Origin of the sequence: Pseudoalteromonas atlantica (assembly GCF_043641955.1) — a bacterium.
Classification (GTDB): domain Bacteria; phylum Pseudomonadota; class Gammaproteobacteria; order Enterobacterales; family Alteromonadaceae; genus Pseudoalteromonas; species Pseudoalteromonas atlantica_A.
The window spans coordinates 293,611-312,381 of the sequence record NZ_JBHZRV010000003.1 but is presented as its reverse complement, the minus strand read 5'-3'; the positions used below and the strand labels follow the sequence as shown (position 1 = coordinate 312,381).

The window sequence follows — 18,771 nt, the reverse complement described above, 5'->3', positions numbered from 1 at the left end:
CAAGATAGTAATATCTTGCCTATTTTATTCCCTCCCCTTTTTTAGCCAATGTTATTTCCGCGTTAATATATTCTGTATAAAGTACCTATAACCTCGCATTTATTACTGCTATCATTGGATTATTAGACTTAGTGGTTAAATGGATATTATGAGTTTTTTTTCTAATAGTAAGTTGCTCAGTGTAAGCATATTACTCATGTTAGTAAGTGGGTGCGGCGGAGATAGTTCTAAAAAAGAGACTAACTTTGAAGTTGGTGAATCAAACTTAATCATTTCAGTTGAATCAGGCCTCTCTGAAAGCTTTGATAATGATCTCATAGAGCTAAGTGCACCAGCCAATGCGGTATCATCTGATACCAGCTTTATTTTTAGTAAAATGGATGTAGATGAGGCTAATAAGACACTTAATATTGTCTCACCCCTTTATACTTTTACACCCAGCGACATCGTATTTACTAGCCCACTAACAGTCACTATTACGGTACCTGATGCCACAGAGCAACAAGCTTATACTCTTGTTCAGCTCGTAGATGAATCTTGGCAGCCATTGGCAAGCACAACAACTAATTTAAACCAGATCAGTGCACAAATATCAGCATTTGGGACTTTTGCCGTGCAATCTCGAACTTTGCCACAAGTTGCAAAAACAATAGGACCGCAATGTGTTGATAATCAAAGCGAGCAAATGTTGCGATTCATCCATGTTGCAGATTTGCATGCTCGTTTTGGTTTTAAAGAACAATATTTTAGTCGCATTAAAGGCTATTACAATGCTGCCATCGCAGAACAACCTTTCACTTTATTTACCAATGGTGGTGATGATTACGAAAAAGGGACCGTTGCAGAGCAAACATCAATGGGACAAGCTACTGTTGAGGCAATTAAAGCAATGGCTTTTGATGTCAGAGTTGTTGGCAATCATGACTATGCATGGGGACCCGAACAACTGCTCGATTACGCAAGTGACGAAAACGCAATAGTGCTAGCCAGTAACACAACCTATGAAGGTGCACCCGATACAACGTTTGACGCAGTTGACTTCTCTGTTGTCCAAGTTGGATGCTTAAAAGTAGGTTTTTTTGGTATGACTTCAGTGCCTTGGAATGAGCTGGATGAACCACTTGAAACTGATCCTATCCCTGATTTTATCGCTAACTTTAAAATGAATTGGCTATGGCAGGATGTCGCACAAGAGCTGGTCAACAAATACCGCCAAGATGTAGACTATATGGTTATGGTAAGCCATTTAGGCGAAGGGTCAGATGTACGTGTTGCACAGAATGTTCCGGGCATTGATTTAGTTTTAGGCGGACATACTCACGGTGGCGAAAGTTATCAACAACTAGATAACGGGACCATTGTTATACAACCCAATTTTTTCGCGCAAGGGTTAACAGACTTAACATTAACATTTGATGCCCAAGCAAAAACGGTAAAAAATATAGACTACAACACGGTTGCTACAACGTCAGTTTCAACAATTGATACCAACACTCAGCGTGAAGTTGATATGATCATGGGTAAATATGCCCCAGATGCCCAAACAGAGATAGCTCTTTCACAAAACTTTCCAACTGTTAAAGAGCTCAGTCAAATAACAGGGCTCGCTACACAACATCAATTTTCGAATATAGACGCCGTGTTGTTCGATCCAACTCAAGTACAAGATCGTTGGACCCCAGGCACCCTGACTCAGGAAGATTTTCATAATGTATTTCAAGTCGAAAGACAGCCTTCTAATACATCTGGTTTTAATGCTATATATCAAGTAACGGTGAGCGGCTCAGACCTCAAAGTAATGGCAACAGCTGTGCCTGAATGGATTTACATAGCACCAGAGAGCGTCTCGGACACTCAACTATATACGGTAGCCTTACATAAAGGGCCGGCTTTTAATGGCGATTTATTTTTTGGTAATGTGACCTTAAATGATCCAACTTTACTGGCTGAAGCTTGGGCCATTCTTGATAATTACGCGCGCTTTCGGACCAGTCAGTGCTTGTATATTGATGTTGATGAAGTACTCAGTGCATGTAAAGTTGATGACAGCATCACTATTTGGAACTTTGATAACCCTGAAACGCCATTGATAGCAGACACCGGCCCAGCTGTACTGAATTATTACGACCCTGAATCTGATAATTGGGGTGATGAGAAAACACAGTTTAAAACAACTACCGAATTGAACATTTCAGATCTAAAGGAAGGCCCTTCAGGTGTGATGGCATTTGCACGTCATAGCCCAACAGAAGGCTTTACATTAACACCCAACACACCCGCTAATGGCGACTTTAAGGAACAAAACCTTATTTCCGATTATACATTAGTGATGGATGTTTTATGGCCTGAATACAGCGACAAAAGCTGGCGTTCATTATTACAAACAGATTTAACAAACCTCACTGATGCTGAGCTTTACTACAATACAAGTAATGGCATCGGAATAACAACCACTGATAGCGGCTACTTTGGTGAGCTAAATAGTAATGAATGGAATCGCATTGCGTTTGTATTTTATGCCGCGCCGGCCAATGGCGTATTAAAAATATATATCAACGGCAAGCTTGTTGGGATAAAAGATGAAGGTGAAATTGACGCTCGCTGGGCAATCAATCAAGCTGCACTGTTATTCACAGAAAACGATTATGAGACCGAAGCAGGTTTTTTAAACGCCATGCTGTTCGCTGGGCGTACTATGACTGACAATGAAATCGCATCGCTTGGCGAAGCAACACAATCTCTTTCATTTACCCAGTCAACCCGCCAGTTAAATGAAGCTGTAAAACGCCATTATCAAAGTGCTCCTGTTATAAAGCCTAACTTATGGCTTCAGCAACGCAGTCAATTCTTTAACAAAAACAGAGCTAGCGTAAACAATTGATTACAGTTGAGTTGGGCGAATAAGGGAAGGCCCTCTCATATTTACCTGACTCACATCACATAGAAAGGATTAAAAATCAAAACCTTAAACCTTAAAATCACATGACATCATTAAACATGTGCTCATAACATAAGGCAGACAACTCAAAAGCTATCGGGTATAAAAAATGCCGTCCCATTTAATTTACAATTTGGCTCTGGGCTAAATAAATGCAACCTCTTCCCCTCATCACGTTTATGGTTAATCATCCCACTCATTAAACAACACTAAACGCAGTGCTTAATTGCGGGAGAATTGAAATGAGTGATGAAAAGAACCCTCTAGGCTTAGTTGGTATCGAGTTTACTGAGTACGCAACACCAGATGCTGACTACATGGATAAAGTATTTACCGATTTTGGTTTTTCTAAGTTAAAAACATTTAAAGGTAAAGACATCGTTTACTACAACCAAAACGATATTCACTTTTTACTAAATAACGAACGTGGTGGTTTTTCAGCAGAATTTGCTAAAAGTCACGGCCCTGCAATTTGCTCAATGGGCTGGCGCGTAGAAAACGCTCAACACGCATTCGAAACTGCTGTAGCACGCGGTGCAAAACCAGCAACAGATTCAACACATAAAGACTTACCTTACCCGGCAATCTACGGTATTGGTGATAGCCTAATTTACTTCATCGAACAATTTGGTAAAGACGGTTCTATCTACGATAACGACTTTGAAGATTTAGCTGAGCAAAATGTGGTTGCTGATAAAGGTTTCTTACGTATCGATCATTTAACTAATAACGTTTATAAAGGCACAATGGAAACATGGGCTAACTTTTATAAAGACGTATTTGGTTTCACTGAAGTACGTTATTTTGACATTAAAGGCCAAAAAACAGCATTGTTATCTTATGCACTTAAATCGCCATGTGGCACCTTCTCAATTCCAATCAATGAAGGTAAAGGCAACGATAACAACCAAATTGATGAATACCTAGGTGAATACAATGGCCCAGGTGTACAACACTTAGCATTTTTGACTGATGATCTTGTAAGCTCGCTTGATAAGTTAGATAAATCAACGATTGCAACACTTGATATTATCCCTGAGTACTACGAAACAATTTTTGACCGTGTACCGTGGGTTAAAGAAGACAAAGAAAAAATCCGTGAGCATCAAATTTTGGTAGATAGCCAAAGTGAAGACTGTTACTTACTACAGATCTTCTCTAAAAACCTATTTGGTCCAATCTTTATTGAGATGATCCAACGTGTTGATGATGGTGGCTTTGGTGAAGGTAACTTCCAAGCACTATTTGAATCAATTGAACGCGATCAAGAACGTCGCGGCGTTTTATAAGTCGTTCAATATAAAATTAAAAAGCAGCGAATTCGCTGCTTTTTGTCGTTTAAATTTGTGCTGATTGTCTCCATATACTACTGTATCCACCAAATCAGCGCGAACCATAAGGAAAGAGTATGAGCCTCATTAACGAAACTCACGATATTAATTTAACCAGCTGGGTTGCATCAGCCAACGTTGCAAATAGTGACTTCCCGATTCAAAACTTACCATTTGCAGAAGTTCGCCGCAAAAATAGCAACGAGGCTTTCCGTGGCGCTGTTGCCATTGGCGATCAAGTTATAGACCTTGCTAAAGTAAACGAATTAGCTATTTTTTCAGGTGATGCGCAAACTGCTGTTGCAGCGGCAAGCCAACCTACACTGAATGAGTTTATGGGTCTGGGCCAACAGTATTGGTCAGCACTGCGTTTAGCGCTTTCAAAGGCACTTCGCGAAGGTGCTTCGGAGCAAGCCTTATTGTCTGAAGCTTTAATTGCCCAAGCAGATATTGAATTCGCATTACCGTGTCGTATTGGCGATTACACTGACTTTTATACGTCAATTTACCACGCTACAGCCGTAGGTAGCTTATTCCGCCCAGATAATCCATTGCTTCCAAACTACAAATGGGTGCCAATTGGTTACCATGGTCGTTCATCATCAATCGATGTATCTGGACAAGCTTTCCATCGCCCTAATGGCCAAACTAAAGCGCCAGATGCAGAAGTGCCATCGTTTGGTCCGTGTAAACGCTTGGATTATGAACTAGAGCTAGGTATCTACCTCGGTAAAGGCAATGAACTTGGCGATGCGATTGCTATCGAAAATGCTGAAAACCACGTATTTGGTTTCTGCGTTTTCAATGATTGGTCTGCACGTGACTTGCAAGCATGGGAATACCAACCTTTAGGGCCTTTCCTTGCGAAAAACTTCGCCTCTACCGTTTCGCCTTGGATTGTAACTACTGAAGCGCTTGCTCCTTATAGAACATCGTGGACACGCGATGAAAATGATCCTCAACCTATGGATTACCTTGAGTCTTCACATAACCGTGAACAAGGCGCATTTGATATTCAAATGGATGTACAAATCGAAACGCAAAAAATGCGTGATGAAAAGCACACACCTGAGCAAGTATCTAAGTCTAGCTTCAAGCATTCATACTGGACAGTAGCGCAAATGGTTACTCACCACACTGTAAATGGCTGTAACTTCATGCCAGGGGATATGCTTGGCTCTGGAACACAGTCAGGTCCAACTCATGAAGAAGCAGGTTCATTACTTGAATTATCTCGTGGTGGTAAAGAGAAGATTACCTTGAGCAATGGTGAGCAGCGAAGCTTTTTAGAAGATGGCGATAATGTAATCATGCGTGGTTGGTGTGAAAAAGAAGGTTTTGCACGAATTGGCTTTGGCTCAGTTGAAGGCACAATCCTGCCAGCTAAGTGATTAATTAACCAATCTTTTTAATAAATAGTTAACAAATCAAAGCGCCCAACTGGGCGCTTTTTACATAAAAATGAGTAAGAATTACAATTTTTTTCTGGCTTTTTTATCTCAAATTGCTATCTTGGACCGGTTAATAGCCAGTATTTATGAGCCATGTCAGTATTTATTAAGTCTTTTTACCACAAACTATTTCCTACCCGACAACTATTGATCCGTCAAAATGGCGAGGTTAAACATGTGGTTTTAGCGCCTTGGTTACAAATTTCAATTGTTTTAACTATTTTGGCAGCCACAGTGTGGCTGGTGACAACAACCGCTCACGTTTACTCTCAAACGAATAAAATTTCTGACATTGAAAAAAGCCAAATAACAAAACAGCAACAATGGCAACAACAACAGCAAACTCAACAAGCATTACATGAAAAGCAATTAGAGCAATTAGCAGCTCTTGAGCAAAAGCATGCTTTACTGCAAAGCATGATTGAGTCATTACCTGAGTCTATTAGCAAAGTAGCCGAGAGTGAAGCAGTTCAAATTGAAGAAAAGCAACAAGGTGATTTTCATGAACCTCTTGTTGATGACCCCCTCAGTGGTAAAAATACAGCACACCTAAACAGCTATTCAGCAGAACAACGTTTCGCCCTTTTAAGTGAGCAGTATCAAAACAATTTTACCGCACTTGAAGCGCACATAGAAAACCGACAACAACGTATTTTAGCAACACTTAAAGTGGCGGGTATTGATGATGCCATTTCAAGTCGACTACCCATTAATACGAATGACTCAGCACAAGGTGGCCCACTTAATGTATTTGATGAATCAAAAATTCCGAGTGAATTTTTAGCCATCGCTGATAAATTATTACTGCTTAATAGCCTTGAAAGCTTACTTAATGAGTTACCGCAATCTCTCCCTGCCGCAGATTATTATATTTCAAGCAGCTACGGTTTACGTAAAGACCCAATGAATGGTCGCAGAGCATTTCATAAAGGCGTTGATTTAGCTGGTTGGCATAAAACCGAAATTTTCGCACCTGCTGATGGTACAGTTTTACGCGCTGGTCGTAACGGCGGTTATGGTAACTTTATTGAGTTACAACATAAAAATGGATTTGTAACGCGGTTTGGCCACCTTAATAAAATTAAAGTTAAGAAGGGGCAAACGGTCACTAAAAATGACGTAATTGGCTTGATGGGCAGTACTGGCCGAAGCACAAGTACTCACTTGCATTACGAAGTGTTACTCAATGATAAGCATGTTAACCCTGTTAAAATTACTAAGGCGCTCGCTCGTGTTCGGTAAAAAAAAGCAAACTAATACTGGTTTAACTGGTAACCAATTAAAAAGAACTAATCACACACCTTCTATTATTTCTGAAGATATGCGTCTCACTGGCAGTTTAACCAGCCAAGGCGAAGTTCAGCTCGATGGTCGAGTAGATGGTGATGTACGTGTTAGCTTATTAGTTATTGGCATAACTGGCGTTGTTGAAGGTAGCGTCATTGCTGACAGTGTTGTTGTAAAAGGCAAGATCATCGGTTCACTCAATGCGGGTAAAGTTATCATTGAACAAACCGCAGAATTACATGGCGATATATATCAAGATACTCTTAGTATCGAAGCTGGCGCTACGATTGAAGGAAACTTAAAGCAACGCCATGAAGCAGAAACTGTCGAGCTGAAGAGCGCTGACAATGACAAACCTGATCTCACTTCCGTACTAGACACCGGCGACAGTGATTTGTCATTTTTCAATAAACAACCCGCAGAAAAAACAAAATAACTATTTCTTTTTTGTAATGTACATTGTTATATCTGCGCTGAAAACTAGCTCGTTGCGAGTGTTATAAAGCCTTACCGGCACCACTAAGTCTTCTTTATCTAACCATTGCCTTGGCATTTGTATTTCTGCAATTGCCGTAACGTCAGTATCTACTTTAGCTAAATAACTCACAGTCATTCCTTTGGGGATCCACCGGTGGGTTTTGTATGGGACGGTTGCGTCAACCATAACACCGGCACAAAGCTCAGCCAAATTACACTGTGCAATAGCATGGATAGTACCAATATGATTATGTACGCTGCGCCTATTTTTCACTACTGCGCTACAATAGCCTTCTTTCAAGTCCAAAATATATGGTTTCATCGAGCCAAAATAAGGCGCTTTAAAACATACAGCCTTAGTAAATAACCAATTACCAAATGGCATGTTCTTTAATCTTAACCATGTTTTTAAGACTGAGGATTGTTCACTCATTATTTTTCTCATGCGAATATTTTATTAATACCAAAGCTAACACATCAGACCAGTTATAAAAAGCTAAAAAACATCACATTTTATTAAGCATACTGTTAATTTAATACTCACTTAAGGTGTTTTCTACTCTTAACAATATAGAGTGCTTTCCTTTTACCTGTAAGGCACTTAAAATGTTGTTTTAAAGGAGTTCGAATGTACCCACCCAAGTCCAAACATACTATTAACCTGCTACTGATACTTGCTCTTCTTGTGATTTTTTGCCCTCTGGCAATTGATATTTATCTACCTGCATTTCCTACAATTGCACAGCAGTTTCAAGTAGGTGAAAAACAGGTTCAGCAAACGGTGGCTATTTTTATGCTAACGGTAGGGCTTGGGCAGTTAATAGCGGGTCCACTGGCAGATAAATTTGGCCGTAAACCTGTTGCGCTCGTGGGCGTATGCCTTTATGGCTTAGCTTCTTTAGGCGCTTACTTTGCACCAAACTTCAATACCATGTTAATAGCACGTGCCATACAAGGGTTTGGAGCGTGTGCAACTTTTGTAGTGGCCTTTGCAATTGTAAGAGATAGGTTTGGCAGTGAGCGAAGCGGACAAATGATCACCTATTTAAATGGTATTGTGTGTTTTATCCCAGCATTAGCCCCACTTTTAGGTGCTTGGCTTACAATTCAGTTTGGCTGGCGTATGAATTTTCTATTTTTAGCTGGCTTTGCGCTTCTGGGTCTTATTGTTACCTTACTACTATTTAAGGAAACCCGCCCTGCTGATAGTGTTTACGATGGCCATATTCTCGACTTGAGACGTTTTATTCCAATAATTACGACCCCTATTTTTCTATTTAATAGCCTAATTTGCATGGTAGCCATGTCTGCAATTTTGGTATTTGTAACACTCGCACCAGGCTGGCTTATTACAGAGCTTGGCGGAAGCGTTGCTGATTTCACTTTCTGGTTCACGATAAATGCTGTTCTGAGTATTTTTGCAAGCTTTACCATGCCTGTATTTATTAAAAAAAATGCAAATAAGGCGTTAAAGTCTGGTTTATTAATACTCATTGGCTCAGGTTGTTTGATGATACTGTTAAGTACTTTAAAAACACCTTTAGCATTAATGGCACCTATGTTTATTGCGGCATTTGGCTTTGCTTTAACATTAGGCTCTGCTGCTGGAGGAGCACTGAGTATATTTCCAAAGCAAGCGGGAACTGCATCTGCTTTAATTGGACTTATGCAAATGAGTGGTGCAAGTTTACTGGTATTTCTAACGCAACTTCTTAATTTATCGACTCCGCAATTAATTAGCGTACACTTTTTATTGCTGATACCTTTTTGCTATCTTCTTTTTAGACAGCGCACATCATAAGCCTTATTTTCAACAGTCAGTTTGTAAATAAGACGTATGAAATTTTATTTATCCATTTAGACATCTCGATATGATTATTAATTATAAAAAATAAAAAAACAGACGTTTTTATTCCCTTTTTGTGCACAATAATCCTTGTACCCACGCATAAATTAACTTATGGTTAAACAATGTTAACCACAAGTTAACCAACACGTACATCTGGGATACAAAACATGAAAAATAATAAACTTACCTTAGCCGTAATTATCAGTGGACTTTTTGCTGCAGGTAATGCATCTGCAGCAAACGACCGATATATCATTCAAGTTGATAATAATAAAAAGGGTGTAGTTAAAGCACTCGCAAAAAAACTAGGGGGTGATATTAAAGTTGATGGCAATGGTTTTATTGCAGCACAATTCTCTGGGTATGACTTAGCCAGTGTTAAAGGATTACTTAATAACCCACATATTAAATTAATCGAAGAAGATCAAAAACGATTCCCAACAGCGCTTTACAGCGACGATGCTGGAAATGCAATGCAACAACAGCTAACACCTTATGCTGTTTATCAATCACAAGCTGACCAACTGACATTTGACGCGAATGCAGGTATGAAAGTGTGTGTCATTGACTCTGGCCTAGATAGCTCAAACCCTGATTTTATTTGGGGTAATATCACGGGAGATAATGATTCTGGCACTGGTAATTGGTTTGATAATGGTGGACCTCATGGTACTCATGTAGCCGGCACAATTGGTGCTGCTGATAACAATGTGGGTGTTGTGGGTATGGCACCTGGTGTTGCTATGCATATAATCAAAGTATTTAATGCTGAAGGATGGGGGTACTCATCCGATTTAGCTCAAGCAACAAACTTATGTTCGCAAGCTGGCGCAAACATCATTAGTATGAGTTTAGGCGGTGGCGGTTCAAATAGCACAGAATCAAATGCATTCGACGCTTTTACAAATGCAGGCGGGTTAGTTGTAGCCGCTGCAGGAAATGACGGTAACAATGTACGCTCCTACCCAGCTGGATACTCTTCTGTAATGATGATTGGCGCAAATGACGCCAATAATCAAATTGCTGACTTTTCTCAGTTTCCTAGCTGTTCATCTGGCCGAGGGAAACGTGCTACAAATGACGAAACAATCTGTGTAGAAGTCACTGCAGGTGGTGTAGATACGTTATCAACCTACCCTGCTGGGATGGCAACGGCAGCTAACTTATCTGCTGATAATGTTGCATTTGATTCATCAGCAATGGAAAACTCAGGTCAAGTCACTGCTGCTGCCCATTTCATGGGTACCGGCGAAAGCATTGATACTGACGCAGCTGGTAAAGTATGCCTAATTGACCGTGGTAATATCTCTTTTTATGACAAAGTGGCAAACTGCGAAAACTCAGGTGGTACTGGCGCGGTTATCATTAACAACGAAGCAGGCATGTTATATGCGACGCTGGGTGATACCAATAACACATCTATCCCAGCTGTAGGTGCTGCATTTGAAGACCGTAATGCGCTACTTAACAGTGCCAGTATTAACATTGCTATTGGTGCGAGTGATTATGGATTTATGAGCGGTACATCAATGGCCACTCCTGCTGTTTCTGGTATTGCTGCGCTCGTTTGGTCTTTGCATCCTGAGTGTACAGGGACTGAAATTCGTGATGCATTAAAAGCAACCGCGGAAGATCAAGGCGCGACTGGTCACGATGTATACTTTGGTCACGGTATTGTTAAAGCCGCTGATGCCGATGCTTATTTAACTGCAAATGGGTGTGCAGGTGGTGACGGAGGGGGTGTAACACCTCCTGGTAATGATGACATTAGCTTATCAGCTTCAGGTTATAAATCTAAAGGTGCTAAGTATATTGATCTTAGCTGGAGTGGAGCAGCAACAAGCCAAGTTGATGTATATAGAAATGGTGCAAAGGTGTCGACTGTCGCAAATACGAACAGCTACACAGATAGTATTTCAACTAAAGGTGGTGGTAGCTACACCTACCAAATATGCGAAGCGCAAAGCACAAACGTTTGCTCTAATAACACGACGGTTAATTTTTAAATTAGCATTTTAGCTAAATAAAGCGAGCAAATGCTCGCTTTTTCTTTTTATGTAAGCTTGTTAATATAGGTTTTTATATATTACACACGATCATAATGATAAACGTTGAATTTTTATTATCTTTCCTCGCAGCCAGTTTTTTAATTGCTGTTGCTCCTGGCCCCTCTAACGCATTTCTTATGGCGCAAACATTTGCTAATGGCCGCGCGGCGGGTTTACAAAGTGCATTTGGTTTTGCCCTTGGCGGCGTAGTACACACTTTATTTGCCGTAGTTGGTTTAACGGCTATCTTAAAAGCCTCTGAGACCGCTTATGCGACGGTGCAGTATGCAGGCGCTGCCTATCTTTGCTATTTGGGTGCTAGTATGCTTAAAAGCACGTTTAAGCAGCCACATTGCAATAGTGAGGAGAAGCCTCATATCACGACCAAAAAGAAATCCAACGTTATGTTTCAAGCGATGATGACAGAGGTGCTTAACCCAAAAGTGGCGCTGTTTTTTATTGCTTTTATACCGCAGTTTGTTGATCCTACCTTATCAAGCTCAACCACATTTCAGCTGGCATTTTTTGGTTTGCTCTACCCTATTTTTGCTTTTCCTATCGACTGCACATATATTTACTTTGGCGATAAAATTGCAAATTATTTTAGAGCACATCCACAAAGTCAGGTTTGGATTGATCGAATAACAGGCGTAGTATTTATCGCACTGGCCATCAATTTACTAATGTAATAACAATAAGAGTCAATATGGAACAAAAACTACAGTCACTCCCAGCGCATAAAAATATCGCTTTGGTTGCCCATGATGGTAAAAAAGCGGCCCTTCAAGCATGGTGTAAAAAACACCACGATAGCCTTAGTCAACATACATTGTATGGCACAGGCACCACAGGACATTTAATCGAACGCACCACAGGATTAAACGTTGTAAAACTATTGAGCGGTCCAATGGGTGGCGATCAACAGCTCGGAGCAAAGATTGCTGAGCACGAAGTGCATATGCTTATATTCTTTTGGGATCCACTTGCATCACAGCCACATGACCCAGATGTTAAAGCGTTACTAAGACTTGCTGCGGTATGGAATATTCCCGTTGCCTGTAATGAAGTTAGTGCGGATATGCTATTAAGCTCAACGTTAATGAATAGTGAGCTTGAGCGTACCTTACCGGATTACGAAAAATACCTCGCAACTCGGCAAGTAGATTTATAAGTAAGCATCTGCTTACTTATAAAGCATATTTGCCCATTTGGTTAGGCCGGCGGTAACACTACCAAAGTGATCGCCGTTCACTAGGTTAATATCACCTAAGTGTTGTTTAAGTGCCGCTTTTATTAACGGTGACTGCGCACTGCCCCCAGTTAAATAAATAACGTCTGGTACAACGCCAGCCTCCTTAATCGCCTCTTTAGCTAGTGTTACTATTTGATTTATAGAGTCGTCTACGGCTAACGCTAGGTCACTTACATTCAATATTTTAGCTAAATCCGTCGCTAGAAAGTCTAAATTACAGTTAAAGCTTGGCTCAGACGATAAAGCTATTTTAGCGGCTTCGCCTTGTTGCACTAACTGATGCCCCTGTTTATTTTGCTGTAAATTAATTAAACGCTGGAAAAGAGCAGGTTCATTTACATCACGAAGCGCAGTAATAAGCTCACGAGTATGTGCTTGTGCGTAAAATTGGCTTTGTAAATTTACATCATTGATTTTGCATGCCTGCCAAAAAGGTTGATTGGGTAATGGTAAGCCAGATTTAAACGAACTCCCTAGGCCTAACAATGGCATTAAACCGTGATAGCTCAGCGCAATATCAAGGTCGTTTCCACCGATACGTTTACCGCTGTGGGCTAAAAAGTCATTATCGCGATCGCTGTTCCCGCGAAAGTCGGGGCCCATTTGCACAAATGAGCAATCACTCGTACCACCACCAATATCAATTACAAGTACTTTTTGGTTTTGCGTTAAATTACTTTCGTAATCAATTCCTGCGGCTAAAGGCTCATATAAAAATGCAACGTCTTTAAAGCCAGCACGTTTCGCAGCACGCTCCAAGATACCAATGGCTTGCTGATTTGACTCTTCACCACCCACAGCCTGAAAATTAACTGGGCGGCCTATCACAGTGTGTGTTAAGGATTGTTGTAAGGAAGCCTCAGCGCGTTGTTTTATTTTTAAAATCATTGCTGTTGCAATATCTTCAAAAAAATTGATTTGCCCTTGCTTTAATCCAGTTGCGCCAAAAAATGATTTCGGTGATTTAACAAAGTAACCTTCTTCAGGAAATTGCACATACTCGTTAATAGCTTCACGACCAATAAATAAACTTTGCTCATTAACGGCTAAATCAAGATCTGACTTTATACGTGGCAATGTATTAAGCAGGGCTTGGCGTTGGCTTTTATAATCGTGTTCGAAGGGAGTGCCAGTTAGGTTTTTAGCAACAAAATCAACGACCAATGCGCTATGGTGAGTGTAAAGTGTCGATGGTAAGTAATGTTTACCTTGCTCTAATGACACAAGTTCAACGAGGTTGTTTTCACCCATCACACCCATTGCACAATTAGAACTACCATAATCAAAACCAACTACCATTACTTCACCACATTGACGACAAAAAGGCCGCGCAATTTAGCACATTTAACACAGCTTTAAAACGTTATTCCTGCGGCCGCTGACGTAAAAAGCTGGCAAAACGAGGCAATCCATTTTTTGTATAACCATGGTAACGGTACGTTATCTTTGCCCCAATGGCCGGTGGATTTTGTCTTTGGAGGTCACTAAAGCCAGTGCCGATAGTAAACTCAATACCAGCTTCATTTTTAACTCGGATTGCACCTAGCAACCCTGAGTACTTACCTTTACCGGGTAAATAGCCAACTATAATAGCTTCATCATCAAAGTAAGGTTTAAGTTTTAGCAGTGCTGATGAGCGGCCATTTTGATGCTTGGCACTTGCAAGATGCAGCATAACCCCTTCACCACCGCGTTTTGTTATACGTTCAAAAAAAGCGGTAAGTGCTTGGTTTGATAAAAACTGGTGTTGTTCTACCCCAATGATATGTGGTTTATTAATGACTTGAACCAGCTGTTGATAATTCTTATAGCGAATACTAAATGGATTTGTTTGATCGGGCATATCAAATATACGAAAAGTTACCTTCTGCCAATCACTGTCTACCGGCTTTACTGTGCGCACAATGCCACTTAAAGCAGCAAAGTCATTATGTTTTGTCCAGAGCTCCCCATCGAGCCACACTTTAGGCAAAACACTGCTAAACCAGCGAGGCGGGTTAATGGGATTACCATTTCGGGTGACAAACTCAGCACCAGTCCAGATAGCTCTCACGCCATCAAACTTTTCACTGACTAAGTATTCAGACACATCTACTGTGTTACTTTCATCATACACTTTTGCAAGCTGTACGTGAGGTATGGTGCCTGCCTTATCGGTACCTTGGGCTAAACAAGGTAAGATTAGTGAAATTAGCCAAATATATAATAAGGTATAGAATCCTTTTTTCATTATTGTATCCTTACAAAATAGATACACAAACTATAGTTTATTTTGTACCCATTGCAAAAACTCTTGCAAATTGGCGAGCTGTGCCGTTGCTTTGCTGAAGTCATGATTTAAGGTATGTTTATTAGGCACCGCAACCACAGCAAGTTCTGCATTAAAAGCAGCTGTTACGCCGGTATTGGTATCTTCAACCGCGACGGCATTTACAGGGTTAATTGCAAGTGTTTGCAGTGCAAGTAAATACGGCTCACCAGCAGGTTTTGGGTTTACCACATCATCTTTTGTTACTACACAGTCAAACAATTCATAAAAGCCATATCCTTTAAGGATAGGTAATGCTTCATCTCGTGCACTGCCTGTCACTAATGCCATCTTCAAACCACTTTGTTTAACCGCGAGTAAGGCTTCTTTTGCAAATGGCATGAGTGGTGGCAAGTGAGTTGTGACAAATTCACTAAAATAATCATACTTTTTTTGTGCAAGTGCTTGCGGTGTAATTGATAATTTATAGTAAGCAACGACTTCTTTTGCGGCCTCTACGGTTGCTTTACCTGAAAAACGCTGACAAAACTCCTCTTCTTCATAACGAATACCATACTCGGCTAAAATGTCATTCCAGCAATTAAAGTGCACACTTTCAGAGTCAACCAGTGTGCCGTCCATATCAAATAGTATTGCCTGTAAAGTCATCGTCATTCCTTATTTAACCTGAACTCTGGTTAAGAGATGTACTAGTGTATTGATATTAAATCACAAATATATTTATTAGTCTCCAGCCGGAGACTTTTAGCGATAACAAGGCGAATTTACGCGTCAATAGCTAGCCTATTGCAAGTAAATTCAACGCAGTTAGCGTTGAAAGTAGCCGCTGGAGATAGATTTATTATCCAGAGCTCAGGTTATTTAAAGCGCTAAAAAAAGGCGCACATGGCACCTTTCATTTTACATTATTGCGTCAAACCTGCAGGTGGCTCGGCAAAGGCCTCTTCACCCGTTTCAACGTCAACAAGTTCATAACCACGCTCTTTACGAACCACTTTTAATACCGGCTTTTCAAAAGCTGTTTTTAAGCGCTCACAATCCGCTTTTAATTCTTCAACCGTGTTACCAAATGGCGCTGCGCCAGTTTCAGACCAGTTAGTTACTTTACCATTTAGGTTATATTCAACTTCATGAATTTGATATTGTGCCGCTTCATCTTTTGTTGCTTCACAAAAAATTACACGATAGTTCCAAAATCCAGCCATTATTTATCTCTTTTTGTATAAATTAATTATCGCTACTGTAGCAGTAACTGCTAGCAATATAAACGAAAAAACCCGCTTTTAAAGCGGGTTTTATGTACGTATTTAGTTAACCTTAAAAGAAGTTAACTTTAAACTCTGCGCCAATAAAGCGCGGTTCATTCACGATGCCTGAGTTATTACTAAAATCAACACCGCCAATAAATACTTGCTCATCTGTTATGTTACGAGCAAATGCAGCAACTTCGTATTCATAGTCACCTGAGAACCATTTATAACCTGTGCGAACACCACCTTCAAGTAGGGCTTCACCAGTGAATTCAACTGACTCATATAAGAAGAAGTCAATTTCACTACGGTAAGACCAATCAGTGTATGCGTAAAACTCACCGTCACCTACTTCTTGTGTGTAGCGTAAGATAAAGTTAGCAATCCACTCTGGTGCGTGAGGTAAGCTGTTACCATCAAGACTAAAACCTTGAACAGTCGAAGGGTCTGTTATAGTACATGCGAAACAACCTTGCGAAAATAATGCATCATCTTGCAACTCAGTGTTGTTGTAACTAAAGTTGAATGTCGCATCAAAGTTGTCTGATAATACCCATTGTGTATCAACTTCAAAACCGTAACCCACTGTTTTATCAGCGTTAAGTAAGCGTGCTGTGTTACCAGCATCACCACCAACAGCGGTTAACTGCTGATCATCCATTTGGTAGTAAAAAACAGTCGCATTAATACGGCCACTACCGTCAAGTACATCTGACTTAATACCTGCTTCAATAGAGTTAATTGTTTCAGAGTCAGCAACCGTTACATCATCGCTAAATAAAATACGGCCTTGAACACTTGGTGCGCGGAAACCATTTGCAGCACGAACAAATAAATTTATGTCATCTGAGTATTTATAAGCAGCTGCTAAATCCCAAGATACATGGCTATCTTCTGGTGCCACTGATTTAGTTAAGTTAGCGGTAGTTGACTCAGGTGATGCATAACGCGATGCAGTAAAGTCACGTTTATCATCTGAATAACGTAAACCAGCCGTGATTTCTAGCTTATCAGTTAACTGATATTCGCTTGATGCGAATACAGCCCATGCAGTCGTTTCTTGATCTTGACGTACATAACCTGTTAAGAAATTGGCACCTAAGCCATCATAGCCGTAGGTTTCAATAACTTGCTCTTCATTATAATAAAAAGCACCTACTTGATAGTTAAAATCGCCAGCAAAGTCACTCGATAAACGTAACTCTTGTGTGTATTGATTATGTTCAGGTAATGCATCTGCCGTTTCTGATGCTAAGAATATGAAACCAGGTCCCATTTCAGGTGTTGGGCATCCAGGAACAAACGTGTTACCACAGCCAAAGCCACCATCTACATCCGCACGAGAGTATATGTCAGCACTTTCCCAGCCGGTGATTGAGGTTAATGTATGAGCATTAAAATCATATTCAACTTTTAAGCTTGCACCTTGTGATTCAACATTTTGCGTCGCAAACTGAACTGTATCTTGATAAGTAACTTCTGGGTTAAAGCCTGAACGTGGTTTATTAGTACCCATTTCAATAGCATTTGCATGGAATACAATTGGCTTACCATTTAAATCACGCGTGTGATAATTGAATAACGCACTTAAATCATCTTTTTCATATAAGAATTGCACACGTGCGGCTGTTTCTTGATAACCACCCGTTGCATCATCAATTTCATTACCAGCTAAACGGTTATCAATATAATCATCACGCTCTTGGCGTAGTAAAGAAACACGGGCAGATAAGTTATCAGTTAACCCACCACTTACAGCACCTTCAAAATCAATTGAATTAAACGAGCCATAAGATAAAGCCGCATAGCCTTCAAAATCCTGTGTTGGGCGTGCTGAATCAATTTTAACTAAGCCAGCCGGTGTATTACGACCAAACAGCGTTCCTTGAGGTCCTCGAAGAACTTCAACTCGTCCCGTATCAAATACAGGGAAACCTTTTAAAATAGGGCTTTCTTGAACAATTTCATCTACCACTAAAGAGACTGGTTGTGATGAGTTCAAATCGAAATCTGAGTTACCAAGACCACGAACATAAAAGCGTGGGAATGAACGACCAAACGAAGATTCAACGGTTAAACTTGGGATCTTCGCATTTAAAAAACGAATATCCATACCAGCAGAGCTTGCTGCTTCTAACCCGTCACCTTGCAATGCAGATGCTGCTACAGGAACTTCCTGCGCATTCTCTACACGTTTACGTGCGGTAATTTGAATAACTTCTAATTGGTTGTTTTTATCTGCAGCGGGGGCGTCTTCTGCTGCGCTTGAAAATGAAGTACCTGCTACTGCAGAGAACAACGTTGCATTAATAAGGGTTGCTAACGTAGATCTTTTCATTGCTTTCATGTTGGGGTTTAGCCTTTTTAATGCACTCTTGTTCAACGGTTAAGGTGTTGCGCCAAATTCACTCGGCGGGCTCAATCAATTTTTCGCGCCTTGAATAATCTGCGCGGACCTCTTAGTCGAGAGTGCAAAACGAAGTAAAGAGGCTGATCGAACGGACGATATTATAGCACTTCATGACACTTTTACTGCATTAATGCGTATAAAAAAAACAAGTTTTTTACAACTTTTAGCAACAACATGACGACTTTTAGACTCATTTATGCAAATATTTC

At 40.4% G+C, this 18,771-nt stretch carries 15 protein-coding genes; 9 read left to right on the top strand and 6 right to left on the bottom strand.

Features of this window, described 5'->3' with window-relative positions; translation table 11 throughout:
• The first annotated feature begins 148 nt into the window (after positions 1-148).
• The 5 genes from ACHUE3_RS08860 to ACHUE3_RS08840 all read left to right on the top strand — a co-directional run bounded on the left by ACHUE3_RS08860 (position 149) and on the right by ACHUE3_RS08840 (position 7,443).
• Positions 149-2,881: a metallophosphoesterase gene (locus ACHUE3_RS08860; RefSeq protein ID WP_394192128.1), complete on the top strand. Its 2,733-nt coding sequence runs from the start codon at positions 149-151 to the stop codon at positions 2,879-2,881.
• Between the two features lie 299 nt (positions 2,882-3,180).
• Positions 3,181-4,227: a 4-hydroxyphenylpyruvate dioxygenase gene (gene hppD / locus ACHUE3_RS08855; protein ID WP_099294524.1), complete on the top strand. Its 1,047-nt coding sequence runs from the start codon at positions 3,181-3,183 to the stop codon at positions 4,225-4,227.
• A gap of 119 nt (positions 4,228-4,346) precedes the next feature.
• The gene (gene fahA / locus ACHUE3_RS08850; RefSeq protein WP_394192127.1) at positions 4,347-5,660 is read left to right on the top strand and encodes a fumarylacetoacetase; all 1,314 of its coding nucleotides are present in this window, start codon (positions 4,347-4,349) and stop codon (positions 5,658-5,660) included.
• A gap of 153 nt (positions 5,661-5,813) precedes the next feature.
• Positions 5,814-6,962, top strand: coding sequence for a M23 family metallopeptidase (locus ACHUE3_RS08845; protein ID WP_394192126.1), 1,149 nt, complete (start codon positions 5,814-5,816; stop codon positions 6,960-6,962).
• Entirely contained in the window at positions 6,952-7,443 is a 492-nt protein-coding gene (locus ACHUE3_RS08840; protein WP_394192125.1) for a bactofilin family protein, read from the top strand. The genes ACHUE3_RS08845 and ACHUE3_RS08840 overlap by 11 nt, the downstream gene beginning before the upstream one ends.
• Here ACHUE3_RS08840 and ACHUE3_RS08835 read toward each other — a convergent pair whose 3' ends face one another.
• A complete protein-coding gene (locus ACHUE3_RS08835) occupies positions 7,444-7,917 on the bottom strand; it encodes a hotdog fold domain-containing protein (protein WP_394192124.1) in 474 nt (157 codons plus the stop codon). It abuts the gene before it with no gap.
• 195 nt (positions 7,918-8,112) lie between these two features.
• On the opposite strand from ACHUE3_RS08835, the gene ACHUE3_RS08830 reads away from it, so the two are divergent.
• The 4 genes from ACHUE3_RS08830 to ACHUE3_RS08815 all read left to right on the top strand — a co-directional run bounded on the left by ACHUE3_RS08830 (position 8,113) and on the right by ACHUE3_RS08815 (position 12,552).
• The gene (locus tag ACHUE3_RS08830; protein WP_394192123.1) at positions 8,113-9,285 is read left to right on the top strand and encodes a multidrug effflux MFS transporter; all 1,173 of its coding nucleotides are present in this window, start codon (positions 8,113-8,115) and stop codon (positions 9,283-9,285) included.
• A gap of 215 nt (positions 9,286-9,500) precedes the next feature.
• Positions 9,501-11,339, top strand: a complete 1,839-nt coding sequence (locus ACHUE3_RS08825; protein WP_394192122.1) for a S8 family serine peptidase — start codon at positions 9,501-9,503, stop codon at positions 11,337-11,339.
• A gap of 95 nt (positions 11,340-11,434) precedes the next feature.
• Entirely contained in the window at positions 11,435-12,070 is a 636-nt protein-coding gene (locus ACHUE3_RS08820) for a LysE family translocator (RefSeq protein ID WP_394192121.1), read from the top strand.
• Between the two features lie 17 nt (positions 12,071-12,087).
• Positions 12,088-12,552 carry a methylglyoxal synthase gene (locus tag ACHUE3_RS08815; RefSeq protein ID WP_394192120.1) on the top strand — a complete coding sequence of 155 codons (465 nt, stop codon included), beginning with the start codon at positions 12,088-12,090 and terminating at the stop codon, positions 12,550-12,552.
• 12 nt (positions 12,553-12,564) lie between these two features.
• Here ACHUE3_RS08815 and yegD read toward each other — a convergent pair whose 3' ends face one another.
• From yegD to ACHUE3_RS08790, 5 genes are all read right to left on the bottom strand, one after another.
• Positions 12,565-13,932, bottom strand: coding sequence for a molecular chaperone (gene yegD / locus ACHUE3_RS08810; protein WP_394192119.1), 1,368 nt, complete (start codon positions 13,930-13,932; stop codon positions 12,565-12,567).
• A gap of 64 nt (positions 13,933-13,996) precedes the next feature.
• The gene (locus ACHUE3_RS08805; RefSeq protein WP_394192118.1) at positions 13,997-14,863 is read right to left on the bottom strand and encodes a DNA ligase; all 867 of its coding nucleotides are present in this window, start codon (positions 14,861-14,863) and stop codon (positions 13,997-13,999) included.
• 30 nt (positions 14,864-14,893) lie between these two features.
• On the bottom strand, positions 14,894-15,550 hold the full coding sequence (locus tag ACHUE3_RS08800) for an HAD family hydrolase (protein ID WP_394192117.1): 657 nt from the start codon (positions 15,548-15,550) through the stop codon (positions 14,894-14,896).
• A gap of 257 nt (positions 15,551-15,807) precedes the next feature.
• A complete protein-coding gene (locus ACHUE3_RS08795; RefSeq protein WP_394192116.1) occupies positions 15,808-16,107 on the bottom strand; it encodes a hypothetical protein in 300 nt (99 codons plus the stop codon).
• 112 nt (positions 16,108-16,219) lie between these two features.
• Positions 16,220-18,499, bottom strand: coding sequence for a TonB-dependent receptor (locus ACHUE3_RS08790; RefSeq protein ID WP_394192115.1), 2,280 nt, complete (start codon positions 18,497-18,499; stop codon positions 16,220-16,222).
• Positions 18,500-18,771: the final 272 nt, after the last annotated feature.

What these genes read in the sequence shown, in the direction of transcription:
- ACHUE3_RS08860 (WP_394192128.1), top strand. Translation starts at nt 149, where the DNA reads ATGAGTTTTTTTTCTAATAGTAAGTTGCTCAGTGTAAGCATATTACTC.
- hppD (WP_099294524.1), top strand. Translation starts at nt 3,181, where the DNA reads ATGAGTGATGAAAAGAACCCTCTAGGCTTAGTTGGTATCGAGTTTACT.
- fahA (WP_394192127.1), top strand. Translation starts at nt 4,347, where the DNA reads ATGAGCCTCATTAACGAAACTCACGATATTAATTTAACCAGCTGGGTT.
- ACHUE3_RS08845 (WP_394192126.1), top strand. Translation starts at nt 5,814, where the DNA reads ATGTCAGTATTTATTAAGTCTTTTTACCACAAACTATTTCCTACCCGA.
- ACHUE3_RS08835 (WP_394192124.1), bottom strand. Translation starts at nt 7,917, where the DNA reads ATGAGTGAACAATCCTCAGTCTTAAAAACATGGTTAAGATTAAAGAAC.
- ACHUE3_RS08830 (WP_394192123.1), top strand. Translation starts at nt 8,113, where the DNA reads ATGTACCCACCCAAGTCCAAACATACTATTAACCTGCTACTGATACTT.
- ACHUE3_RS08825 (WP_394192122.1), top strand. Translation starts at nt 9,501, where the DNA reads ATGAAAAATAATAAACTTACCTTAGCCGTAATTATCAGTGGACTTTTT.
- ACHUE3_RS08820 (WP_394192121.1), top strand. Translation starts at nt 11,435, where the DNA reads ATGATAAACGTTGAATTTTTATTATCTTTCCTCGCAGCCAGTTTTTTA.
- ACHUE3_RS08815 (WP_394192120.1), top strand. Translation starts at nt 12,088, where the DNA reads ATGGAACAAAAACTACAGTCACTCCCAGCGCATAAAAATATCGCTTTG.
- yegD (WP_394192119.1), bottom strand. Translation starts at nt 13,932, where the DNA reads ATGGTAGTTGGTTTTGATTATGGTAGTTCTAATTGTGCAATGGGTGTG.
- ACHUE3_RS08805 (WP_394192118.1), bottom strand. Translation starts at nt 14,863, where the DNA reads ATGAAAAAAGGATTCTATACCTTATTATATATTTGGCTAATTTCACTA.
- ACHUE3_RS08800 (WP_394192117.1), bottom strand. Translation starts at nt 15,550, where the DNA reads ATGACTTTACAGGCAATACTATTTGATATGGACGGCACACTGGTTGAC.
- ACHUE3_RS08795 (WP_394192116.1), bottom strand. Translation starts at nt 16,107, where the DNA reads ATGGCTGGATTTTGGAACTATCGTGTAATTTTTTGTGAAGCAACAAAA.
- ACHUE3_RS08790 (WP_394192115.1), bottom strand. Translation starts at nt 18,499, where the DNA reads ATGAAAGCAATGAAAAGATCTACGTTAGCAACCCTTATTAATGCAACG.